Consider the following 20301-nt stretch of genomic DNA (forward strand, 5'->3'; position numbering starts at 1 on the left):
TATATTTGATTTTTAACACAAACAATCCCAATACTAGGAATGCAGTTTAAACACCCAGAACTTCTTTACGCATTATTTCTGCTCGTCATTCCAATTATTATACATTTATTTCAACTCCGAAAATTTAAGAGTGTTCCCTTCACTAATGTTCAGTTTTTAAAAGAACTAACCATTCAAACTCGTAAAAGTTCTCAGCTAAAAAAATGGCTAACCTTACTAACTAGACTATTATTATTAGCATGTATTATCATTGCCTTTGCTCAGCCTTATATATCTAATTCGGACAGCTTCAACACCAAAAGTGAAACGGTTATTTATTTGGATAATTCGTTTAGTATGCAATCGCCGAGTTCTAATGGAAGCTTGCTAAATTCGGCCATACAAGATATTATTGAAAATATTGATGAGAATGAACAAATTTCGATTTTTACCAACAATGCCAACTTTAATAATACTAGTGTAAAAGCTATAAAAAATGACTTGATACAATTGCAACATTCGCCAAACCAATTGGCTTATGACGCCGTAGTTTTAAAAGGAAAAAAGCTGTTTTCAAAAGATGAAAGTGCTATAAAAAATTTAGTCATAGTATCAGATTTCCAACAAAAAAAGGAAACGTTAACAAACTTAAATGATAGTGTAGTAAATATAAAACTGGTACAACTCAAACCTTCTAATCAAAATAATATTTCAGTAGATTCTGTTTATATTTCAAAAACTACAGTTGAAAATTTAGAACTCACTGTACGTATTAAAAATCAAGGTGAAGCAATAGAAACATTGCCTGTTTCTCTATTTAATGACACTAAACTCATAGCAAAAACAGCAGTATCAATTACTGATGAAGCCACTACAAATTTTACTATTCCTGCAAACGCTGTATTTAACGGAAAAATTGTTGTAGATGATCGCAATCTTCAGTATGACAATACCTTATATTTTAATATTGATCAACGTGAAAAAATTAACGTTTTAGCTATCAATGAAGCCGACGACAACTTTCTAAAAAAGATCTATACAAGTGACGAATTTGAGTATATGTCAACCAATTTCAACGCCTTGAATTACAATGTACTTGAGCAGCAAAATTTAATTGTTTTAAATGAATTAAAAGACATCCCAAATTCATTGACAACCACTTTAAAATCATTTACAGACAACGGCGGAAGCATATTAATTATTCCTTCAAGTGATGCAAGATTAGATAATTATAATCAGTTATTTACGTTGTACGGGTTTTCTAGTTTCAGCACCTCTAATATTGCAGAGAAAAAAATTACGACAATACACTTTTCGCATCCTTTACTGAGCAATGTATTTGACAAGCGTGTTAGCAATTTTCAGTATCCGAAAGTAAATTCATTTTATGCCAATTCATCAAATTCTGTTGGATCAATTTTGAGCTTTGAAGACGGAATGTCATTCTTATCGCAGTCTGGAAATGCATATCGCTTTTCCGCAGCATTAGACACTAAAAATTCAAACTTTAAAAATTCGCCACTTATTGTTCCAATTCTTTACAATATTGGGAAACAAAGTTTAAAAACTGGTAACTTATTTTATACTATTGGTGAGCAAAATACAATTGACATTGCGACGAAACTACAGCAAGACGATATACTTACCTTAGTAAATGGCGAACACTCGGTAATACCACTACAGCAAACCTATGATAATAAAGTAGAGCTCATTACTAACACCTATCCTGATGTGGCTGGAATTATTTCGGTAAAAAATAAAGATGCTTTTCTTAAAAATCTAAGTTTTAATTTTAACCGAAGTGAAAGCAATCTGAACTACTTTGACACACAGGATATTGTAAATACAACTGTTAATAATTCGGTAGCTTCTGCCATTAGTGATATCAAAAGTGCAACTAATGTTAACGAACTATGGAAATGGTTTGTTATTTTTGCAGTGATTTTCTTAATCATTGAAATGCTCATATTAAAATTTCTAAAATGAACGTACTTGTAAAATCTGCCACAATAGTTGACCCTAAAAGCGATTTTCACAATCAAACCGTTGATATTCTAATAGAAAAAGGAACAATTTCTCAGATTTCAAAACGCATTCAAAATCCGAAAAACTATAAAGAAATCAGACGAGATAATCTTCATGTATCTCAAGGTTGGTTTGACAGTAGCGTGAGTTTTGGAGAACCAGGATATGAAGAACGTGAAACTATCGCAAATGGCCTCGATACAGCTGCCAAATCAGGATTTACTGCAGTTGCCGTCAATGCAAATACCAACCCTGTCATTGATTCGTATGCTGATATTTCATTTTTAAAATCGAAAGCTGAGAAACATGCCGTTAACCTCTATCCTATTGGCGCTTTAACGAAACACAGTGACGGTACCGACTTGGCAGAGTTGTTTGACATGAAAACCGCTGGAGCCGTAGCCTTTTATGATTACCAGCATCCGATTGCTAATCCTAACTTAATGAAGTTGGCACTACAGTATGCAAGTAACTTTAAAGGTTTGGTATGCTCATTTCCGCAGGAATCAAAAATTAGCGGATTAGGTGTGATGAACGAAAATGTAACAAGCACTTCGCTAGGTTTAAAAGGAAATCCAGCACTAGCAGAAGAGTTACAAGTAGCAAGAGATTTATTTATTTTAGAGTATACAGAAGGCAAACTTCATATTCCAACCATTTCTACAGCGAAATCTGTAGAATTAATTCGAGCTGCAAAACAGAAGAAACTTGATGTAAGTTGCAGTGTTGCTATTCATAATCTGATATATACTGATGAGCATTTAAAGACCTTCAATACCAACTTCAAAGTATTACCGCCTTTAAGAACGCAAAAAGACATCGATGCGCTCATTTCAGGAGTAAAAGATGGTACTATTGACATGGTTACGAGCGATCATAATCCTATAGATATCGAAGACAAAAAAATAGAATTTGACTATGCAAAATATGGCACAATCGGATTAGAGAGTGCTTTTGGTGCCTTAAATTCAATATTCACGATAAAGAAAACTGTAGAACTGCTCACCAATGGTAGAGAGCGCTATGCTATGGACACCACTCCTATTGCTGTTGGCAATTCAGCAAATTTATCCATGTTTAACCCAAACAGCACTTATACGTTTACAAAAGATCACATGTTTTCAAGGTCAAAAAATGCTATGTTTGAAGGTCACAACCTAAAAGGTAATGTTTACGGAATTATTGCTAATAATCAATTGGTAATACAATAAGTCATGACAGATAAGACAATACAAGACGGTAAAACCTTAGCCTGTGTGAGCTACATTCCAATTTTTGGAACACTTATCGCCTACTACCTCAATGCAGACAAGAAAAACCCTTTTACTAGCTTTCATGTAAGACAAGCCCTTGGTATCTTTTTATTTTATCTCATCTGTGCCATAAGTGTTAGCAATTACGATTCTTCGACATTGCGATTATGGCTTTGGGGCATTTTTGGCACCTTAATTCTCTATGGTTTTTTTATGGCATTTTTAGGCAAACAACAAACGGTACCAGTTATTGGTCCGTTATTTCAAAAATGGTTTTCTAATATCGGAACTTAATAACATATGACATTACATCACATCACCAGACCTTCCAGTTTAAAGGATAATGCACCACTTCTCATTATGTTTCATGGCTATGGAAGTGATGAAAATGATTTATTTTCATTTGCTCAAGAATTACAGGAAGAATTATTTATAATTTCAGTTCGTGCTCCTCATCCAATGCAACCTTATGGAAATGCCTGGTATGCCATAAATTTTGATGCTCAACAAAACAAATGGAATGATGTAGAACAAGCTATAGAATCGCGAGATCATATTGCTGCCTTTATTGACGAAGCCTGTGCCGAATACCCTGTAGATAAAACAAATGTGACACTTTTGGGCTTTAGTCAAGGTACTATTTTGAGTTATGCCGTGGCACTTAGTTATCCTGAAAAAGTAAAAAACATAATCGCTCTGAGCGGCTACATAAGTGAGGATATGCTTGCTGATAATTTAACAGATAAGGATTATTCACATTTGGATTTTTATTGCTCTCACGGAAGTCAAGATCAGGTTATTCCAGTGGATTGGGCTAGAAAAGCGCCAAAATTTTTGGATCAGTTACACATCAAACACACGTATTCTGAGTTTCCTGTAGGACATGGCGTAGCACCACAAAACTTCTATGGTTTTAGAAGTTGGTTAGAAGATAGATTATAGTATTATGAAGATTAAACTACTCGCATTACTCTGTTTTACAGCACTTTTATCTTGTAAAAATGACAGTGATATTTACAAAACCACCTCAGGTGCTTATGCGTCTAAACAAGGAAAATTTGTTGCTAAATTTCCAACTGAACCACTTTTAAGTGTACATGAGAATAAAATCGGCTTTAAAGAATTTCAAGTGTATGCGTACAGATCAACTCTAGGCACTAATAAGATTTTCTCAGTAGAATATTTTGATTATCCAGGAGACATGATTGAAGCTATGCCTAATCAAGAATTTCTAGAACAGGCTGTCTCTAATTACACCTATCAAATGTCTGCTAATTTTGAATTAGATTTTAAGGAACCTGTCAGTAATGGAGATTTAGAAGGCATTTACTTTGTACTCCAACCAAAAGAAAATGCAACAATACATGGACTCAAAGGCATGATATTAGGTGAAGTGTTTAAGACATCAAACCGGGTGTATACCATTACCTATTTAGGAATACCTGATGCCAAAGTTGATGCGTTTATTGACTCCTTTACCATAATTAACGAGTAGAAATGAAATATCTTCTCACAGGTGAACACACCGAGCGTCTTAATTTTAGGTTAGTTACCTTAGAAGACTTCGAGCTATGGCTACCACTGTTTGAAGAAGAACATGTAGCTAAATTTCTTGGTATAGACCAAAATCTATCCCCTTTCGAACAATGTGAATTTTGGTTCAATAAAGTATTCCATAGATATGACAATGGTCTTGGAGGCATGAATGCACTTATCGATAAAAACACTGGTGAATTTATTGGACAATGCGGACTCTTAGTACAAACTGTTGATGAGGAAGAACGCCTGGAAATCGGATATTCTATATGTCCCAAACACTGGAAAAAGGGCTACGCTCTAGAGGCGGCTATAAAATGTAAGAACTATTGCTTTGAACATGAATTTACAGATAACCTTATGTCGATGATGCACATCGATAATATAGGTTCAGAACTTGTAGCAAGAAGAAATGGTATGACTTTCGAAAAACAGGTAAAATCCTTTTATGTCTTTAGTATTTCAAAAGCACAATGGGAAAGCCAAAAAGAATAGCTTAAGGCTGATATAATAAAGACCCTAACTCTTTAAAAGTGACATTTCCTTTATCGTCCATATCGTAAGCTAAAAGCATTTCTCCAGAGTATTTACCATCGGTGAAATTAATGATGATCCATTTATGATTTAACATTCTAATTTGATCTATACGCATTTTTTCACCAGACATAGATGCAAATGGCACTAATGGGTGATCTTCAGTATCGTAGTCATTTAAGCTGATCAATCCGTCTTCAATAAGTGGAACAAATTCTGAAATCCGAAATCCTCGTTTTTCCCAATACGTCATTGCATCATCATTAGTATCAAATCTAAACGTATACATATCCTCCACTTTATCGTCCTGCATAATACGAAGCGAATCTTTAAGCTGTGTATTTGTGGCTTTATAACTCGTTAGTTGTTCATCATAATTTTCGATGATGTTTTTTGAGTTTACAAACTGAAAAATGACCAGTAATAATGTAAAAATAAACAGGTACATAAAAATTCTTTGCTTCATCTTAATAATATTTATAGTTCTAGTTGTAAGTTATCGTAAGCTAAATAAACGTTTTCTGGTAAACTTTGTTGCACTGTATCATGAAATCCTAAATAGTGACTAATATGTGTTAAATAAGCACGCTCAGGCTGCACTCGCTCTATAAAAGCTAATGCTTCATCCAGGTTAAAATGAGACAGGTGTACTTTTTCACGTAACGCATTTACGACAAGAACTTTTACGCCTTTAAGTTTTTCAATCTCCTCATCAGCAACAGTTTTCATATCTGTGAGATAGGCAAAATCTTTGAAGCGAAACCCAAAAACCTGAAGTTTATGGTGGTAGCCATTTATAGGCAGGACTTGCAAGTTTCCGAGGAGAAAAGGCTCATTTTTAATTTCATTCTGAATGACACTCGGTACTCCAGGATATTTATCTTTTGTTGTAAAAATATAGTTGAAACGCTTTTCTAACTCTCCTAAAACACGTCTGTGCGCATAGAATGGAATATCGCCTTGACGGAAATAGAACGGACGAATATCATCTAATCCAGCAGTATGATCGGCATGCTCGTGAGTAAAAACAATTCCGTCAATTTTATGACAATTTGCTCTTAACATTTGCTGTCTGAAATCTGGACCACAATCAATAACATAGCTGTAATCATCCCACTCTACAAGTACAGAAACACGTAAACGCTTGTCTTTAGGGTTTTTACTCAAACACACAGGATGATCACTCCCAATGACTGGAATACCTTGCGATGTACCTGTACCTAAAAAAGTAACTTTCAACTCCTAATTAATTTTGCTGCAAAAATAAAACTTATTTTTTTAGTTTGACCTGCTATTTTAATACCTTTGTATAGTTGACAAACCCAAAATATAAGATGGAAATAACCTTAAAAGGAGATAAAGAGTTTGATGAGATTCCTTCATTAAAAACGAAATGTTTACGCATTAACTTAAATGAGAATATCTACGGAACATTTGCAGAAATTGGCGCAGGCCAAGAAACTGTACGTCAGTTCTTTAGAGCTGGTGGTGCTTCAGGAACTATTGCAAAAGCCATGTCGGCTTACGATAAAGCCTTTAGTGATGCGATTTATGGTATAGAAGATGACAAACGATATGTAACTGAAGCCAGACTTCGTAAGATGTTAGATCATGAAGTTAATCTGGTAGAAGAGCGTATTAAAAGAGAAGCACATCCTAATAAAATGTTCTTTGCTTATGCAAATACAGTAGCCACTATTGACTTTGCTAAAAAATATAAAGGCCATGGTTGGGTAGGAATTAAATATCAGGTTGATCCAGAACAAGGGTATAACGAAATTGTACTTCACCTGAGATTTAAAGAAACAGATGCAAGATTACAACAAGAAACATTAGGCGTTTTAGGTACAAACTTAATCTATGGTGCATTCTATAAATATAATGAGCCAAAAAAATTACTGCGATACTTATACGATCACCTGGATAAAGATCAGGTAGAAATCGATACTATTAACTTTTCTGGACCAGTTTTCGAAGATGTTGACAACCGTTTAATGAGTTTACAATTGGTTAAAAACGGAATGACTGATGCTGTAATGTTTGCACCTGACGGAAATAATGTTTTGCCAGCGAGGGTATTATACAAGAAAAATATTTTAGCACTACGTGGTAGCTTTAGACCAGTAACTAAAGTCAATATGGACATGTATAAGAAATCTTATGAAATGTTCATTAAAGAAAATAAAGTTGACCTTGATAAAACTCAGGTTATTTTCGAAATAACATTATCTAACCTAAGAGCTGAAGGCGAAATTGATGAGCAGGATTTTATGGATCGTGCACGATTATTATGCTCTCTAGGTCAAACTGTATTAATTTCTAATTTTCAAGAGTATTACAAGCTTGTTGAGTACTTCTCTCAATATACGAAAGCGCGTATGGGACTTGCAATGGGAGTTAACAATTTGGTTGACATATTTGACGAAAAATATTATCGTCATTTAAGTGGTGGAATTCTAGAAGCTTTTGGAAAGCTATTCTTTAAAGATTTAAGAGTGTACCTATATCCTATGCAAAATGAAGATGGAACACTTACCGATAGTGAAAACCTTAAGGTTCATCCTAGAATGAAAGAATTATATAAGTTCTTTAAATACAATGGTAAAGTGGTTGACATTACAGATTATGACGAATCTACTCTATCCGTATTTTCAAGAACAGTTTTAAAAATGATTGCCAATGGAGAAGATGAATGGGAATCAATGCTACCAGAAGGTGTTTCTAATCTTATCAAAGAAAAAAGTCTATTTGGTTGTGAAACAGAACAAGTTCATATCAAAGAGTAATCTTAGATTTTAATAACAAAAAAACCGCATGACATCATGCGGTTTTTTTTTGAAGTATTTTATATTAGCTATGCTGAATTTATTTCAGCATCTCATCATAATTCTCTTGTGGGATTCTGAAACCTGTTCAGAATGACGACATTTAAACTATTCAGATAATATCTGTTCGGTATGAATTTTCGCTTTTACTTTATCGATAACACGATCAACAACACCTTCCTCATTAATAATGAAAGTCTTACGGTGTATACCATCAAATTCACGTCCCATAAACTTTTTAGGTCCCCAAACACCAAAAGCGTTAATTACTTCTTTTTCTGTATCTGCCAGTAAAGGATAAGGAAAATCAAATTTATTTCTAAAATTAGATTGGCGTTTTTCAGAATCTGCACTAACACCTAAGATTTCATAACCAGCCGCTTGTAAAGCTTTATAGTTTTCTCCCAAGTTACACGCTTCAACAGTACATGTTGGCGTACTTGCTTTAGGATAAAAAAAGACGACTAATTTTTTTCCTTTATAATCTGAAAGTGAAACGGCATTGCCGTCTTGATCATTTACTGTAAAATCTGGCACTGTATCTCCTGCTTTTAATGTCTGCATATTGTTTATTTTTGCTTTTTAAATGAGTTTACCAAATATACGATAATGACCAAACAAGAAAAAGTAGATTTTGTTATAAGAACGTTAAACGAATTATATCCAACGATTCCTATTCCTTTAGATCATAAAGATCCATACACATTACTAATAGCTGTATTGATGTCTGCTCAAAGTACCGATGTTCGTGTTAATCAAATTACGCCTTTGCTGTTTGAAAAAGCCGATAATCCGTATGATATGATAAAACTCTCAGTCGAAGAGATTAGAGATATTATCAGACCTGTTGGTTTATCACCAATGAAAAGTAAAGGCATTCATGGCTTATCGCAAATATTAATTGATAAACACGATGGAAAAGTACCTCAAACTTATGAAGATTTAGAAGCGCTTCCTGCGGTTGGACATAAAACAGCAGCAGTGGTATTATCGCAAGCATTTGGCATTCCTGCATTTCCTGTTGACACGCATATTCATCGTCTTATGTATCGCTGGAATTTAACAAATGGTAAAAATGTGGTACAAACCGAAAAAGACGCCAAACGCCTATTTCCAAAAGAATTATGGAATGATTTACACCTTCAAATTATTTGGTATGGTCGAGAATATTCGCCTGCTAGAGGTTGGGACCTAGAGAAAGATATTATCACAAACACTATTGGCAGAGCTTCGGTTTTAAAAGAATATCATGCCAAAAGAAAGTAGATTATCGCTTTAAATAAAAAAAAATCCTGAAGACTAACTATTCAGGATTTTTTCAAATTTAGTTTTGAAGTGCTTCAAACTTCAAATTATTACAATGTATAACACTTAAAGCCTTTGAATAATTCAGAAGAAAATCTATGGTTTCTTCTTTTGGATTGAGGTTGTTTTGTTTTTGGGGACATTCTGAGTAAAGTTTTGCCATTTTACGTTTTTTAGTTTGTTATAATCTCATAAACGCAACAAAACTTAACTTATTGTATCAATTTGTTAAAATAATATTGTTCTTGTCAATCACCTTTCGCAGGTTAATGAGCGCATAACGCATTCTACCTAAGGCTGTATTAATGCTTACGCCTGTTCGGTCTGAGATTTCTTTAAAACTCATATCCTTATACATACGCATAATTAAAACTTCTTTTTGATCTTCAGGAAGCTCTTCAATGATACGCCTTAAATCACATTCTACCTGATCTTTTATCAATCGCTTTTCAGCGTTTAACGAAGAATCACCCAAAACAGAGAAAATATTAAAGTCACCAGAATTATCAAATTTTGGCATTCGGTTATTCTTTCTAAAATGATCAATGACTAGATTGTGAGAGATACGCATAACCCAAGGTAAAAATTTGCCTTCTTCATTATACTTTCCCAGTTTTAAATTTTTAATGACCTTGATAAAAGCATCTTGAAATATATCTTCAGTGATATCTCTGTCAAAGACTTTAGAATAAATAAAACTGTAAATTTTTTGCTTGTGTCTGTGAATAAGGACCGATAGAGCACTTTCGTCTCCATTCATGTAGTTCTTAACTAAAACAGCGTCTGTGATAAGTTCGTGTCTCATAATAATTACTTTAAGGCAAAGAATTTAATCTTAGCTTGGGGTTAAATTTTTAAAGTAATATTATAATATAGGCAACTCGGTTTTAACTGTTTATGTTCTCAAATATAACAACAATCATTCCGAAATTCCAAAAAAAAGTAACAAACTTTAACATTTTAATGAACAATAATCCATTTTCTAAGCTTCAATAAAAGACCTATCTTTGCACATTCTTATTTGCTATATCTCCTATGAACAGTAACATTCTAGACTTAAATCCGAAAGAAAACATCATCATTAAAGGTGCTAAATTGCACAATCTAAAAAATATTGATGTGGTCATTCCCCGAAATAAACTAGTTGTCATAACAGGTTTATCGGGTTCTGGTAAGTCTAGTTTAGCGTTTGATACCTTATATGCTGAAGGACAACGTCGTTATGTTGAGAGTTTATCTAGTTATGCACGTCAGTTTTTAGGACGACTTAATAAACCGAAGGTTGATGTGATAAAAGGTATCGCTCCTGCTATAGCAATTGAACAAAAAGTAAATAGTACCAATCCTAGATCTACTGTTGGAACAACGACTGAAATCTATGATTACCTGAAATTGTTATTTGCCCGAATAGGAAAAACATATTCACCCATTTCTGGAAACCTCGTCAAAAAACATCGTACTAAAGACGTGCTGGATTTGGTGAAATCATTTGATGAGCGTGAGAAATTATTACTCCTCTCTCCTATTATATTAGAGGAAGGACGAACGATGTCTGACAAGCTTAATGTTTTAAAACAGCAAGGTTATGCCAGAATTCAATACAAAAATGAAGTTTTAAGAATAGATGATGCTATTGAAAAAAATGTAAAGACATCTGTGTTTTTAGTGGTAGATAGAATTATCGTAAAACATGAAGATGATTTCTTTAACAGGCTTGCTGACGCCATAGAAACTGCGTTTTTTGAAGGAAAAGGCACATGCATCATTGAATCACTATCTGATAAGAAACGTACAGAGTTTAATAATCGTTTTGAGTTGGATGGCATGAGCTTCTTAGAACCTAATCCGCATTTATTCAGCTTTAATAATCCTTATGGAGCTTGTCCGAAATGTGAAGGTTATGGTGATATAATTGGAATAGATGATGATTTAGTAATTCCCAACACAGGACTTTCGGTCTATGAAAATGCTATATTTCCATGGCGAGGTGAAAGTATGAGTTGGTATCGCGATCAATTGGTAAATAATTCTCATAAGTTTGATTTTCCTATTCATAAACCCTTTTTCGAGTTAACTCCAGAGCAGAAACAATTAGTATGGGATGGCAATCAGTATTTTGAAGGGTTAAATTCATTCTTTGCCGAATTAGAATCTAAAGCCTATAAAATACAAAACCGGGTCATGTTATCGCGTTATCGTGGGAAAACCAAGTGTAACGTTTGTAAAGGTAAACGTCTTCGTGAAGAGGCTAATTATGTAAAGATTAATAATGTTACCATTACAGATCTGGTTGAAATGCCTCTGGATGCTTTAGCTAATTTCTTTAAGCAAATAGAGTTAGACGATTATGATACTACAATAGCTAAGCGTTTACTCAAAGAAATCAATAGTCGTTTATCATTTCTAAGCAATGTAGGTTTAGATTATTTAACCTTAAACCGAAAATCAAATACCTTGTCTGGTGGTGAAAGTCAGCGTATAAATTTGGCGACATCGTTAGGCAGTAGTCTTGTTGGCTCTATGTATATCCTAGATGAACCTAGTATTGGCTTACACCCAAAAGACACCGAAAAACTGATTAAAGTGTTACAGGCACTTCGTGATTTAGGAAATACGGTTATTGTAGTCGAACATGATGAAGATATCATGAAAGCTGCCGATGAAATTATAGATATCGGACCAGAAGCTGGTACTTTTGGTGGTGAAGTTGTGGCTAAAGGGACCTTCAAAGATATTTTAAAATCAGAATCCCTTACAGCTCAATATTTAAACGAAACTTTAAAAATTGAACTTCCAAAGCAAAGACGAACGTCCAAATACCAAGTGGAAATTATTGGTGCCAAAGCACATAATCTTCAAAATATTGATGTGACGTTTCCATTGGAAATGTTAACCGTTGTTACTGGTGTCTCTGGTAGTGGAAAAAGTACTTTAGTTAAGAAAATTCTATTTCCTGCTATCCAAAAACAACTTACAGGTTTTGGAGATAAACCTGGTCAGTTTACTGAATTGAAAGGTAATTTTAAGACTATAAAACATATTGAGTTTGTAGATCAAAACCCAATTGGGCGATCATCAAGGTCAAATCCAGTGACTTACATTAAAGCGTATGACGATATCAGAGCGCTTTTTGCAAATCAAAAACTGAGTAAAATTCGTAATTATCAAGCTAAGCATTTTAGTTTCAATGTTGATGGTGGACGCTGTGAAACCTGTAAAGGTGACGGAGAAGTGACTATTGAGATGCAGTTTATGGCCGATGTGCATTTAACCTGTGAAACCTGTAACGGTAAACGTTTTAAAAAGGATGTTTTAGAAGTTACTTTCGAAGGCAAAAACATTGATGATATTTTGAGCATGACTATTGATGATGCCATTGCTTTTTTTGATGAATACAAGGTTACCAAAATTAAAAATAAGTTACAGCCACTTCAAGATGTTGGTTTGGGATATGTAGCTTTAGGACAAAGTTCTTCTACCCTTTCTGGTGGTGAAGCCCAACGTATTAAGTTGGCTTCTTTTCTCGGAAAAGGATCTAAAAGCGATAATGCGCTATTCATTTTTGACGAACCTACCACAGGGTTACATTTCCATGATATAAAAAAATTACTAAAATCATTTCAAGCGCTAATAGCAAAAGGGCATTCGATAATCGTAATCGAACACAATCTCGAATTGATTAAATGTGCTGATTATATTATTGACTTAGGTCCTGAAGGTGGTATTCGCGGAGGTCAGCTCATCGCAGAAGGAACTCCTGAAGAGCTGGTAAAAAACAACGCCTCTATAACGGGTAAGTTTTTAAAAGAAAAACTTTAAGTTTCTTATAATTTAAAGATTAATAAAACATAAAAGCTACTAATGCAATAATGACAGCTGCAAAAGGAATCACCAGCAGCATGAATGTAAATGTCGCTACACTACCTTTAAAGAAGCTAAAAAACCAACCTTGACCATAAAAACGTTTTAGCGCTATAAGCAAATAAATAAATGTTGAGAAAGCGATTAACCAATCAAGTCCATCTGGTATATCCCAAATCATATTGATCCCAAAAATAATACTGAACACAGTAAACAAAAAGGAAAAATAGTAAAAGCTAAATACCAAATGATGTGCATATCTACCTCTTTTGTAATACAAAACCTTGAGGATTAGCGCAAAAATTGGCAACAGAAAAAATAAAGCAATAGGTATTGTATCATAAAACGCTTGTAAAATATTACCGCCATCACGTGCTTTATAAAATTTAAGAGCCTGAGCATATATTTTTCTCATAAACCATCCGTCATCTTCATCCATTCCCATAGCTTTGTAAATCTCTTGATCTGAAGCATTATTTTGAATTAGAGAATCAATTTTTTCTTCATTGAAACTAAAATTAAGATCCTTGTCGTTTAAGTTTGTCGTAGCTACGATAGAGTCAATTTCTGTTTCTGTCATTCCGGTAAGGAATTTATTGTCTTCTAAGGCTTTTCTTAATTTAACTTTAGCAATAGAGTCTGATTTACGCTTTTGAATTGAGTCAGCTACTCGTATAGAATCTGACTCACGTATGTTGACAGTATCAACCAGTGTGACTGTATTGTCATTTAATGTTTTTCGCAGTTGAGTATTGAGTGACTCTGTGTGTTTTCGTGCTGTAAATGAAAATATAAAAAAGAATACAAAGGCAACAAATAAATACATTTGTCCAGGATGCAAATACAATAATCGTTTGCCTTCAATAAATTTTTTCGGAAGAAAACCAGGTTTAAACATTAAAGGTAAAAACCCTTTTAAAAAACGAGCATCAAACGAAAAGTAATTACTAATGGTATTATAAAATAATACACCTAAGGTTAGGTCTTCTGTAGTTTTTTGTCCGCAGTTAGGACAAAATTCATACTTCTCTTTTAATTCTGACTCACAATTTAAACATTTAGAAATGTGATCTTCCATAAGTTGATTGGTGTTGGTTCTATAAAAATAGTAAAAATTGTTATGAGAATCCTCTTAACTTCAATTCTGATTTTTTTCAAACATTCAAAAATAAAACAATATTCACTTGATTTTCAATGGTTTATATTTTTTGGCACGCATATTGGTTAGTTCAAAACAAATAGCGTAAGCCGAAAAGTTTCTAAACGAGTTAGACACAAAGGCTAATCTAAAAACCTATAAATTATGAAAAAGCAAGTACTTTTTATGGCGATGGTGTTAATAGGATTAACATCAGCTACAGCGACAGCAACAGGACATGTTGCTTTAAATGGGGAAGATTATAATAATGCACGCTATCGTTTTGCAGAACCTATTGTGTTCATTGAGCGTGGTGTAGAGTTTTTAATTTTTCCAGATGGAAGTTTTGATTTTAACACAGAAATCAACACTAACATTTCAGATGTGTACTACAGAACTTCAAAGTCTAGAAGGAGTTCAGTTAACACAAAATATGGTACTCCTGGTACTGTAAGTAGAATTCATTACAGCAGATCATCAAGACCTACTGGAGTTATTATAACACACGACAGTAATGGATTAGTTAGACGAATTGGTAACGTATTTATCAATTATGATAGAGATGGCCGAATTAAACGAGCCGGATCTGTTTACATGAGCTACCAACGTGGAAATGGACTGTTACGTCAGGTTGGCGGATTAAAAGTAAATTATAACCGTTGGGGTGAAATTGTTCATGTCTCTGGTATCGTTAACCGCTACAATGCAGATTTAAACTGTGGTCTAGGTTCTGGTTATGGTGGAAATCAACACGATTACTACGAGTATGATGGTGATTTTGATGATAATTTCTACTACTACAGAAAAGATGGAAAAGTAAAAAAAATTAAAAAACATAAAAAAGCCTAATGCACACAATGCATTAACTACTTTGATTGGTTGTTCACTATTGTAGTGAGCATATATAGAATCCCGGAGTGTTTCCCCAAACCTTCGGGATTTTTAGTTATCTACTAGTTTCAATTGGCTTTCTTTAATAATAGCGCGTAAATTTTCATTTGGTATCATATCTATAGTCAAATTCACCCGTTCGGTATCTCCTGAATTTACCACGCGATGGGCATCCGTTAATTTTAAATACCAACACTCTCCTCGCTTCATAGGAACTGGCTGATTATTTAAATAAAAGGTTACTTTCTCACTTTGCAAAATCGGTATTGTTAATCGTATCACCGATTGTTCTATTTCTAGACCTAGCGTTGGATCTGTATGTTCTTTTACATTTGAATGAGGAGCAAGTCTTAATAACCTTACGAGAGTAACCGAAGTAATCTCTTTAAATGCTTCTACAATACTTTTGATATATGGAGAAGATTCTAGTTCACTAGTATCTAACCAATCGGTCCATGAACCATCAGCATAATCATCTGCAGGTGGTGGCACTGGTATTGATGCATCTACAATATAAGCAGGAGCTCTCAACTGAATTACATTATAGTATTCAAAATTATTAAGTTTGAGTTCTAAATATTCTTTCAGCAACTTATCAGCATCAAAGCTAAAAGGGAGCTTAACGCGATCAATTATCGCTTGTTTACCTTGCAGTACTTCCATATTTAAAAAAAGATTTATTTGTAATCTAATATAAGTAGTCAACAAAACATATTTATGGGTAAAACTACTCGTTTTTAATGACCTGAATCACAACACTAACAGAGCATTTCGTTTTTTGGCACGCTAATTGTTTTATAATAAACGTAATCAAAAATTCTTACAATTATGAAACGAATATTATCACTTTTTACTGTATTGTTCCTGGTAGGTACAACGGTAAACGCAACAACCAACAACTTAGCAAAATCAAGCACATCATACAACTACGTTAGAGGTTATGGCAATTCGTTCATATTTAATGTAGACGGTATTGAATTTTCAGTATTCCCTGATGGGCAATTTGATTTTTATATCCCTAATTATGGTCCGAATGTTAACGTTGGATTTAGTTCTCCTAATGTATCTATAAGTTTTAATACAGGATATGACTATAATCCTTATGTGCAGTACGATGACCTAGGTGCAATTATTCAAATTGAAAACACTCCTATTTATTATGATTATTACGGACGCATATCTCAAGCCGGAAATGTAAACATACATTACAATAGCTGGGGACGTATTTCTCGAGTAGGCGGATTATATGTACACTATAATAGATACAGAACGTTTTCACACTGTACAGGGTTTATAAATGTGTATAATAGAGCTTATGTATACAGACCTTGGCACAGCTACTATGTAGTTCCTCCAGTAAATTACTGTGTGGTATATTCAAGACCTTACAGACAATTTTACACACCTGTAAGACATACATATTACAGACCTTATAGAGATAATTACAGACAGCCTGTAAGAACAAACAGCAGACGTGGAACGGCAGCTACAACAGGTCGTCGAGGATCTACAATAAGTGATCGTTACCGACAAGATGCAACTTCGACTAGACGAGGAGGAAATAATACTGTAGCAAATTCTACAAGACGAGATAACAACAGAGCTATGACGTCTTCTAGAACGACAAATAACAGGGGGTTAACTAGACCTAATTCTGACTCAAGAACGTCTACCAGAGCAACTAAAGAGACCTCAAGACATGGTAATTCAAGAACGATAACTAATTCTAGAGCAACAAGCAGAACAACTAAAGTTACACCTAGAACTACAACTTCTAGAACTAAAAATGTGACCAAACCACGTAGTTCTGTGTCTAATAAACGAACGACAACAAGAACGGATAAAAAAAATACGAGTATAAGAAAACCAAACACAACAAATTCTCGTATATCTAGTAACAAACGAAGCAGTAAATCTTCATCAAAGGCTACACAGTCTAGAAGTAGAAATCAGTCTTCGATTAAATCATCAAGTTCAAGAACTTCATCAAAGAGTTCAAGAACTTCTAGATCAAGATCACGTTCATAACAATATATAATTTTTTGGTTGGTTAGTAGAATGTCCCATAAGCCGTATGCCTCAAAGCACCTTATGGGACTTTCTCATTTTAAAAATTGTATACTTGCAACGAACTCTATGAAATTAATTGAATACGTTTCTATAAAAATTATCATTTACGTTTTAAATACTTCAGCAAAACTTCAGAAATATCTTCAGAGATGTTTAATCTATAAATAAGTAATCCATACACTATAGCAATAGCCATTGATTTTAGAGCTATGTTTACAATCGGATGGAAAGGAAAATCCCAGAAATAAAAGGCGCATACCATAACTATTAATACAAGTGTAACTTTTAAAGTTTCCGAAGTAAAAGGAAGCATGCTAAATTTCAGCTTTACAAAATACACTTTTATTGTGTTATAAATTACTATGGCTGTAAATGTAGCTAATGCCGAACCATTTATACCGTAAAGCGGAATGAGAATTAAATTAAGTACTACAGCCAAAACAGCTAAAAACACACCAAAAAACAATACCATATAATAGTAATCACTATTAAATAAAATAGCATTGTTGTTCCCTAAAAGATTATCGTATAATTTCGCTAAACTTATCAAAAACACAACAACTAATCCTCCACTAAATTCAGAAGGAATGATTTCATAAAGCTGATTGATGTTAACAATAATGAGTAAAAAAATAAATCCACTTATCACGTAGAGTGTCAAAGAGCTTCTTTGATATAAATCGTTAAGTTCTTTTGCTTTATTTTCATTTAAAAACGTAGCAGTTAAAGGCAATAAAATTTGGTGCATCGCTCGCTGTGGAACAGCAATTACTGTCGCTATAAAAACCGCTACACTGTAATAGGCAACTTTCTCTATACTTAAGTAATTATTTAGCATAAACTTATCTAAATCTAAAATTATGGTAGCTATAGAGCCAGCTATAATGATTAATGATGCGTATTTTAATATAGATCTGATTTTATCAATTTTGTTAAACTTAAAAACTGGTAGACGTTTACTGAAGGCATACAGCATCATTACAAAAGTTCGAATTACATAAACACCAACAATTCCCATTAAAAATTGATCGACAGTAATATGATTTAAGAACACCGAAAGTAATAACATCATTGCGCCTACCCGATGAAATACCTCTTTCATGAAATTTCCAAATACCGTTTGCATTTGCACTTTAACCCAGGCATAGAAGACTTCAAAATAAGCCATTGCTACAGCAGTAATGAAAATATACCATAAATAGTCTCTTACAATGTCATTTTTTTGTGATAAAATATCGGCAATAGCATCATAAGAAAAATACCCTATAGCTGCAACTGGAATTGCCAATACTAAGGGCAAAAACAGCATAAGTGTCATAAAACTATTAAGTGAATTTTTAGTCTTAAATGTTGAATAGAATTTGACAATCGTATTGTGTGCACCAAATGCCATTAACGGCATCATGATATTAGCAGCTGAGAGAATATAAGCTACTAAGCCGTAATATTCATCTGAAATGAAATTAGTATATAAAAACAAGGCATTTATAGCTCCTATACCGAAACCTAAATACGTCGTTACCGTGTTTTTTAAGGATTGGTTAATTACAATTCCCATTAGATAATTTCAGACAAACGTTTGGTTAGCGCTTTTCTGCTATACTGTTCCAAACCAATAGCATTTACAACTAAGGTATCAGATTTGTATGCTTCAAAATACGATAAAATTTGTGATTTTATACGTTCTTTTTCGCTGTAATAAAAATACTGTCCTGTATTGGTAGTCTTCAAAATTTTCTCAACATCAGAGTCTTCAGGACCAACAGCAATAATAGGTGTTCCTGATGCCATGTACTCAAACAATTTTCCTGGAATAATGACTTTAGTCTCTTCAGAATCAATCTCAACCATTAATAACAATTGCGAGGCCATTTGATGCTTGATAGCAGTTTCATGATTGACATAACCAAAATTTTGGATGTATGGTTTTAAACCATGATTTACCATAGTGCTTACGACATCGTCACTTGTAACACCAATAAGTTTTAGCTGAAATGCGCTTCGAAAATCCTCATGCTCATTAATAAGCTCTTGTAAAGCTTCCCAAAGTTGTATCGGGTTTCGCTCTGACAGCAATGAACCAATATGAGCTAATGTGAACGCCGAATCTTTAGCTGGTTTTTTTATATGATGTGAATCGTAACCATTAGTGATTACTGAGATAGGCCGTTTTGTTTTTGATTCAAACTCTTTCTGTGTATTGGTACTAGTCACTATAATTCTATCGGCTGTATTTAAGACTTCAGATTCTAACTGAAGATGCTTCTCTTTAGACGATTGTGTCAATTTTAAAGCTTTATGATAACCAATGGTTGTCCAAGGGTCTCTAAAATCGGCCAGCCATTTTACACCTAGTTTAGCTTTTAATTCTAAACCAATCAAATGTAAACTGTGTGGCGGACCAGTTGTAATTATTGTAGTTATCGCATGCTTTTGAATATAATCAGAAAGAAAATGCACTGAAGGCTTTACCCAGTTTTTTCGTGCATCTGGAATAAAGAAGTTTCCACGCACATACAGCAGTAACTTTTGAATAAGTGATTGTTTTTTTTGCTTCGGAATTACGCCAGAACTAATCTGTTTAGAGTTTCGTTTTGATAGCAAATTAGCAAAGCGATAAGGCTCACTTATAGGCTGTTTAATAACTTTAATGTTATCAGGAAGTTCAGCTAATAAGCTTTCATCGATAATTGGATAACTTGGATTTTCAGGGCAATACACAATAGGATCTATATCAAATTTGGGCAAATACTTAACAAACTTCAACCATCGCTGTACTCCTGGTCCTCCTGCTGGTGGCCAATAGTACGTGATAATAAGAACCTTTGTTTTACTCATCTTTGATAGTGTTGCTACAGCAGAAATCTATAGCTATTTGCAGAAA

20 protein-coding genes are annotated in these 20301 nt (G+C 33.8%); 11 read left to right on the forward strand and 9 right to left on the reverse strand.

The features are described from left to right. The first annotated feature begins 39 nt into the window (after window positions 1-39). Genes H7350_RS07350 through H7350_RS07375 form a run of 6 tightly spaced genes read left to right on the forward strand, consistent with a single transcriptional unit; the run spans window position 40 to window position 5288 of the window. Window positions 40-1965, forward strand: a complete 1926-nt coding sequence (locus tag H7350_RS07350; RefSeq protein ID WP_204345253.1) for a BatA domain-containing protein — start codon at window positions 40-42, stop codon at window positions 1963-1965. Then, window positions 1962-3215, forward strand: coding sequence for a dihydroorotase (locus tag H7350_RS07355; RefSeq protein ID WP_204345254.1), 1254 nt, complete (start codon window positions 1962-1964; stop codon window positions 3213-3215). Before H7350_RS07350 ends, H7350_RS07355 begins: the two co-directional genes overlap by 4 nt. Before the next feature lie 3 nt (window positions 3216-3218). Further along, window positions 3219-3551: a hypothetical protein gene (locus H7350_RS07360; RefSeq protein ID WP_204345255.1), complete on the forward strand. Its 333-nt coding sequence runs from the start codon at window positions 3219-3221 to the stop codon at window positions 3549-3551. 6 nt (window positions 3552-3557) lie between these two features. Next, window positions 3558-4199, forward strand: a complete 642-nt coding sequence (locus tag H7350_RS07365; protein ID WP_204345256.1) for an alpha/beta hydrolase — start codon at window positions 3558-3560, stop codon at window positions 4197-4199. Window positions 4200-4203: 4 nt separating this feature from the next. Beyond that, a complete protein-coding gene (locus tag H7350_RS07370; RefSeq protein ID WP_204345257.1) occupies window positions 4204-4752 on the forward strand; it encodes a hypothetical protein in 549 nt (182 codons plus the stop codon). A gap of 2 nt (window positions 4753-4754) precedes the next feature. Next, complete coding sequence (locus H7350_RS07375) at window positions 4755-5288, forward strand: GNAT family N-acetyltransferase (protein WP_204345258.1); 534 nt, start codon at window positions 4755-4757, stop codon at window positions 5286-5288. 1 nt (window position 5289) lies between these two features. On the opposite strand, the gene H7350_RS07380 is transcribed toward H7350_RS07375, so the two are convergent. Both H7350_RS07380 and H7350_RS07385 read right to left on the reverse strand, forming a co-directional pair. After that, entirely contained in the window at window positions 5290-5793 is a 504-nt protein-coding gene (locus H7350_RS07380) for a hydrolase (RefSeq protein ID WP_204345259.1), read from the reverse strand. An 11-nt stretch (window positions 5794-5804) separates the two neighbouring features. Then, a complete protein-coding gene (locus H7350_RS07385) occupies window positions 5805-6566 on the reverse strand; it encodes an MBL fold metallo-hydrolase (protein ID WP_204345260.1) in 762 nt (253 codons plus the stop codon). A gap of 95 nt (window positions 6567-6661) precedes the next feature. On the opposite strand from H7350_RS07385, the gene H7350_RS07390 reads away from it, so the two are divergent. Further along, window positions 6662-8113 carry a TonB-dependent receptor gene (locus H7350_RS07390; protein ID WP_204345261.1) on the forward strand — a complete coding sequence of 484 codons (1452 nt, stop codon included), beginning with the start codon at window positions 6662-6664 and terminating at the stop codon, window positions 8111-8113. A 147-nt stretch (window positions 8114-8260) separates the two neighbouring features. Here the strand turns inward: H7350_RS07390 and bcp are convergent, their stop codons facing one another. Further along, window positions 8261-8716 (reverse strand): thioredoxin-dependent thiol peroxidase, encoded by a 456-nt coding sequence (bcp, locus tag H7350_RS07395; protein ID WP_204345262.1) that lies wholly within the window; start codon window positions 8714-8716, stop codon window positions 8261-8263. A gap of 45 nt (window positions 8717-8761) precedes the next feature. Here bcp and H7350_RS07400 point away from each other — a divergent pair, with 45 nt between their 5' ends. After that, window positions 8762-9418: an endonuclease III domain-containing protein gene (locus H7350_RS07400; RefSeq protein ID WP_204345263.1), complete on the forward strand. Its 657-nt coding sequence runs from the start codon at window positions 8762-8764 to the stop codon at window positions 9416-9418. A gap of 58 nt (window positions 9419-9476) precedes the next feature. Here the strand turns inward: H7350_RS07400 and H7350_RS07405 are convergent, their stop codons facing one another. Both H7350_RS07405 and H7350_RS07410 read right to left on the reverse strand, forming a co-directional pair. After that, complete coding sequence (locus H7350_RS07405) at window positions 9477-9620, reverse strand: hypothetical protein (RefSeq protein ID WP_204345264.1); 144 nt, start codon at window positions 9618-9620, stop codon at window positions 9477-9479. A gap of 57 nt (window positions 9621-9677) precedes the next feature. Next, window positions 9678-10262, reverse strand: a complete 585-nt coding sequence (locus H7350_RS07410) for an RNA polymerase sigma factor (protein WP_204345265.1) — start codon at window positions 10260-10262, stop codon at window positions 9678-9680. Between the two features lie 230 nt (window positions 10263-10492). Here H7350_RS07410 and uvrA point away from each other — a divergent pair, with 230 nt between their 5' ends. Next, complete coding sequence (uvrA, locus tag H7350_RS07415; protein WP_204345266.1) at window positions 10493-13276, forward strand: excinuclease ABC subunit UvrA; 2784 nt, start codon at window positions 10493-10495, stop codon at window positions 13274-13276. 19 nt (window positions 13277-13295) lie between these two features. Here uvrA and H7350_RS07420 read toward each other — a convergent pair whose 3' ends face one another. Next, window positions 13296-14396 carry a DUF3667 domain-containing protein gene (locus H7350_RS07420; protein ID WP_204345267.1) on the reverse strand — a complete coding sequence of 367 codons (1101 nt, stop codon included), beginning with the start codon at window positions 14394-14396 and terminating at the stop codon, window positions 13296-13298. A gap of 225 nt (window positions 14397-14621) precedes the next feature. Here H7350_RS07420 and H7350_RS07425 point away from each other — a divergent pair, with 225 nt between their 5' ends. Then, entirely contained in the window at window positions 14622-15305 is a 684-nt protein-coding gene (locus H7350_RS07425; protein WP_204345268.1) for a hypothetical protein, read from the forward strand. A gap of 93 nt (window positions 15306-15398) precedes the next feature. Here the strand turns inward: H7350_RS07425 and H7350_RS07430 are convergent, their stop codons facing one another. After that, a complete protein-coding gene (locus H7350_RS07430) occupies window positions 15399-16010 on the reverse strand; it encodes an aspartyl/asparaginyl beta-hydroxylase domain-containing protein (protein ID WP_204345269.1) in 612 nt (203 codons plus the stop codon). Between the two features lie 165 nt (window positions 16011-16175). Between H7350_RS07430 and H7350_RS07435 the strand changes: the two genes are divergently transcribed. After that, window positions 16176-17375 carry a hypothetical protein gene (locus tag H7350_RS07435; RefSeq protein ID WP_204345270.1) on the forward strand — a complete coding sequence of 400 codons (1200 nt, stop codon included), beginning with the start codon at window positions 16176-16178 and terminating at the stop codon, window positions 17373-17375. A gap of 142 nt (window positions 17376-17517) precedes the next feature. Here the strand turns inward: H7350_RS07435 and H7350_RS07440 are convergent, their stop codons facing one another. Continuing rightward, entirely contained in the window at window positions 17518-18975 is a 1458-nt protein-coding gene (locus tag H7350_RS07440; protein ID WP_204345271.1) for an oligosaccharide flippase family protein, read from the reverse strand. Next, entirely contained in the window at window positions 18975-20255 is a 1281-nt protein-coding gene (locus tag H7350_RS07445; protein ID WP_204345272.1) for a glycosyltransferase family 4 protein, read from the reverse strand. Before H7350_RS07445 ends, H7350_RS07440 begins: the two co-directional genes overlap by 1 nt. Window positions 20256-20301: the final 46 nt, after the last annotated feature.

Source organism: Psychroserpens algicola, assembly GCF_014526325.1.
Classification (GTDB): Bacteria; Bacteroidota; Bacteroidia; order Flavobacteriales; family Flavobacteriaceae; genus Psychroserpens; species Psychroserpens algicola.

Coding starts and splice junctions, on each gene's coding strand:
- H7350_RS07375 (WP_204345258.1), top strand. CDS start 4,755: ATGAAATATCTTCTCACAGGTGAACACACCGAGCGTCTTAATTTTAGG.
- H7350_RS07420 (WP_204345267.1), bottom strand. CDS start 14,396: ATGGAAGATCACATTTCTAAATGTTTAAATTGTGAGTCAGAATTAAAA.
- H7350_RS07355 (WP_204345254.1), top strand. CDS start 1,962: ATGAACGTACTTGTAAAATCTGCCACAATAGTTGACCCTAAAAGCGAT.
- H7350_RS07435 (WP_204345270.1), top strand. CDS start 16,176: ATGAAACGAATATTATCACTTTTTACTGTATTGTTCCTGGTAGGTACA.
- H7350_RS07430 (WP_204345269.1), bottom strand. CDS start 16,010: ATGGAAGTACTGCAAGGTAAACAAGCGATAATTGATCGCGTTAAGCTC.
- H7350_RS07360 (WP_204345255.1), top strand. CDS start 3,219: ATGACAGATAAGACAATACAAGACGGTAAAACCTTAGCCTGTGTGAGC.
- H7350_RS07445 (WP_204345272.1), bottom strand. CDS start 20,255: ATGAGTAAAACAAAGGTTCTTATTATCACGTACTATTGGCCACCAGCA.
- uvrA (WP_204345266.1), top strand. CDS start 10,493: ATGAACAGTAACATTCTAGACTTAAATCCGAAAGAAAACATCATCATT.
- H7350_RS07410 (WP_204345265.1), bottom strand. CDS start 10,262: ATGAGACACGAACTTATCACAGACGCTGTTTTAGTTAAGAACTACATG.
- H7350_RS07370 (WP_204345257.1), top strand. CDS start 4,204: ATGAAGATTAAACTACTCGCATTACTCTGTTTTACAGCACTTTTATCT.
- H7350_RS07440 (WP_204345271.1), bottom strand. CDS start 18,975: ATGGGAATTGTAATTAACCAATCCTTAAAAAACACGGTAACGACGTAT.
- H7350_RS07400 (WP_204345263.1), top strand. CDS start 8,762: ATGACCAAACAAGAAAAAGTAGATTTTGTTATAAGAACGTTAAACGAA.
- H7350_RS07425 (WP_204345268.1), top strand. CDS start 14,622: ATGAAAAAGCAAGTACTTTTTATGGCGATGGTGTTAATAGGATTAACA.
- H7350_RS07365 (WP_204345256.1), top strand. CDS start 3,558: ATGACATTACATCACATCACCAGACCTTCCAGTTTAAAGGATAATGCA.
- bcp (WP_204345262.1), bottom strand. CDS start 8,716: ATGCAGACATTAAAAGCAGGAGATACAGTGCCAGATTTTACAGTAAAT.
- H7350_RS07380 (WP_204345259.1), bottom strand. CDS start 5,793: ATGAAGCAAAGAATTTTTATGTACCTGTTTATTTTTACATTATTACTG.
- H7350_RS07405 (WP_204345264.1), bottom strand. CDS start 9,620: ATGGCAAAACTTTACTCAGAATGTCCCCAAAAACAAAACAACCTCAAT.
- H7350_RS07350 (WP_204345253.1), top strand. CDS start 40: ATGCAGTTTAAACACCCAGAACTTCTTTACGCATTATTTCTGCTCGTC.
- H7350_RS07390 (WP_204345261.1), top strand. CDS start 6,662: ATGGAAATAACCTTAAAAGGAGATAAAGAGTTTGATGAGATTCCTTCA.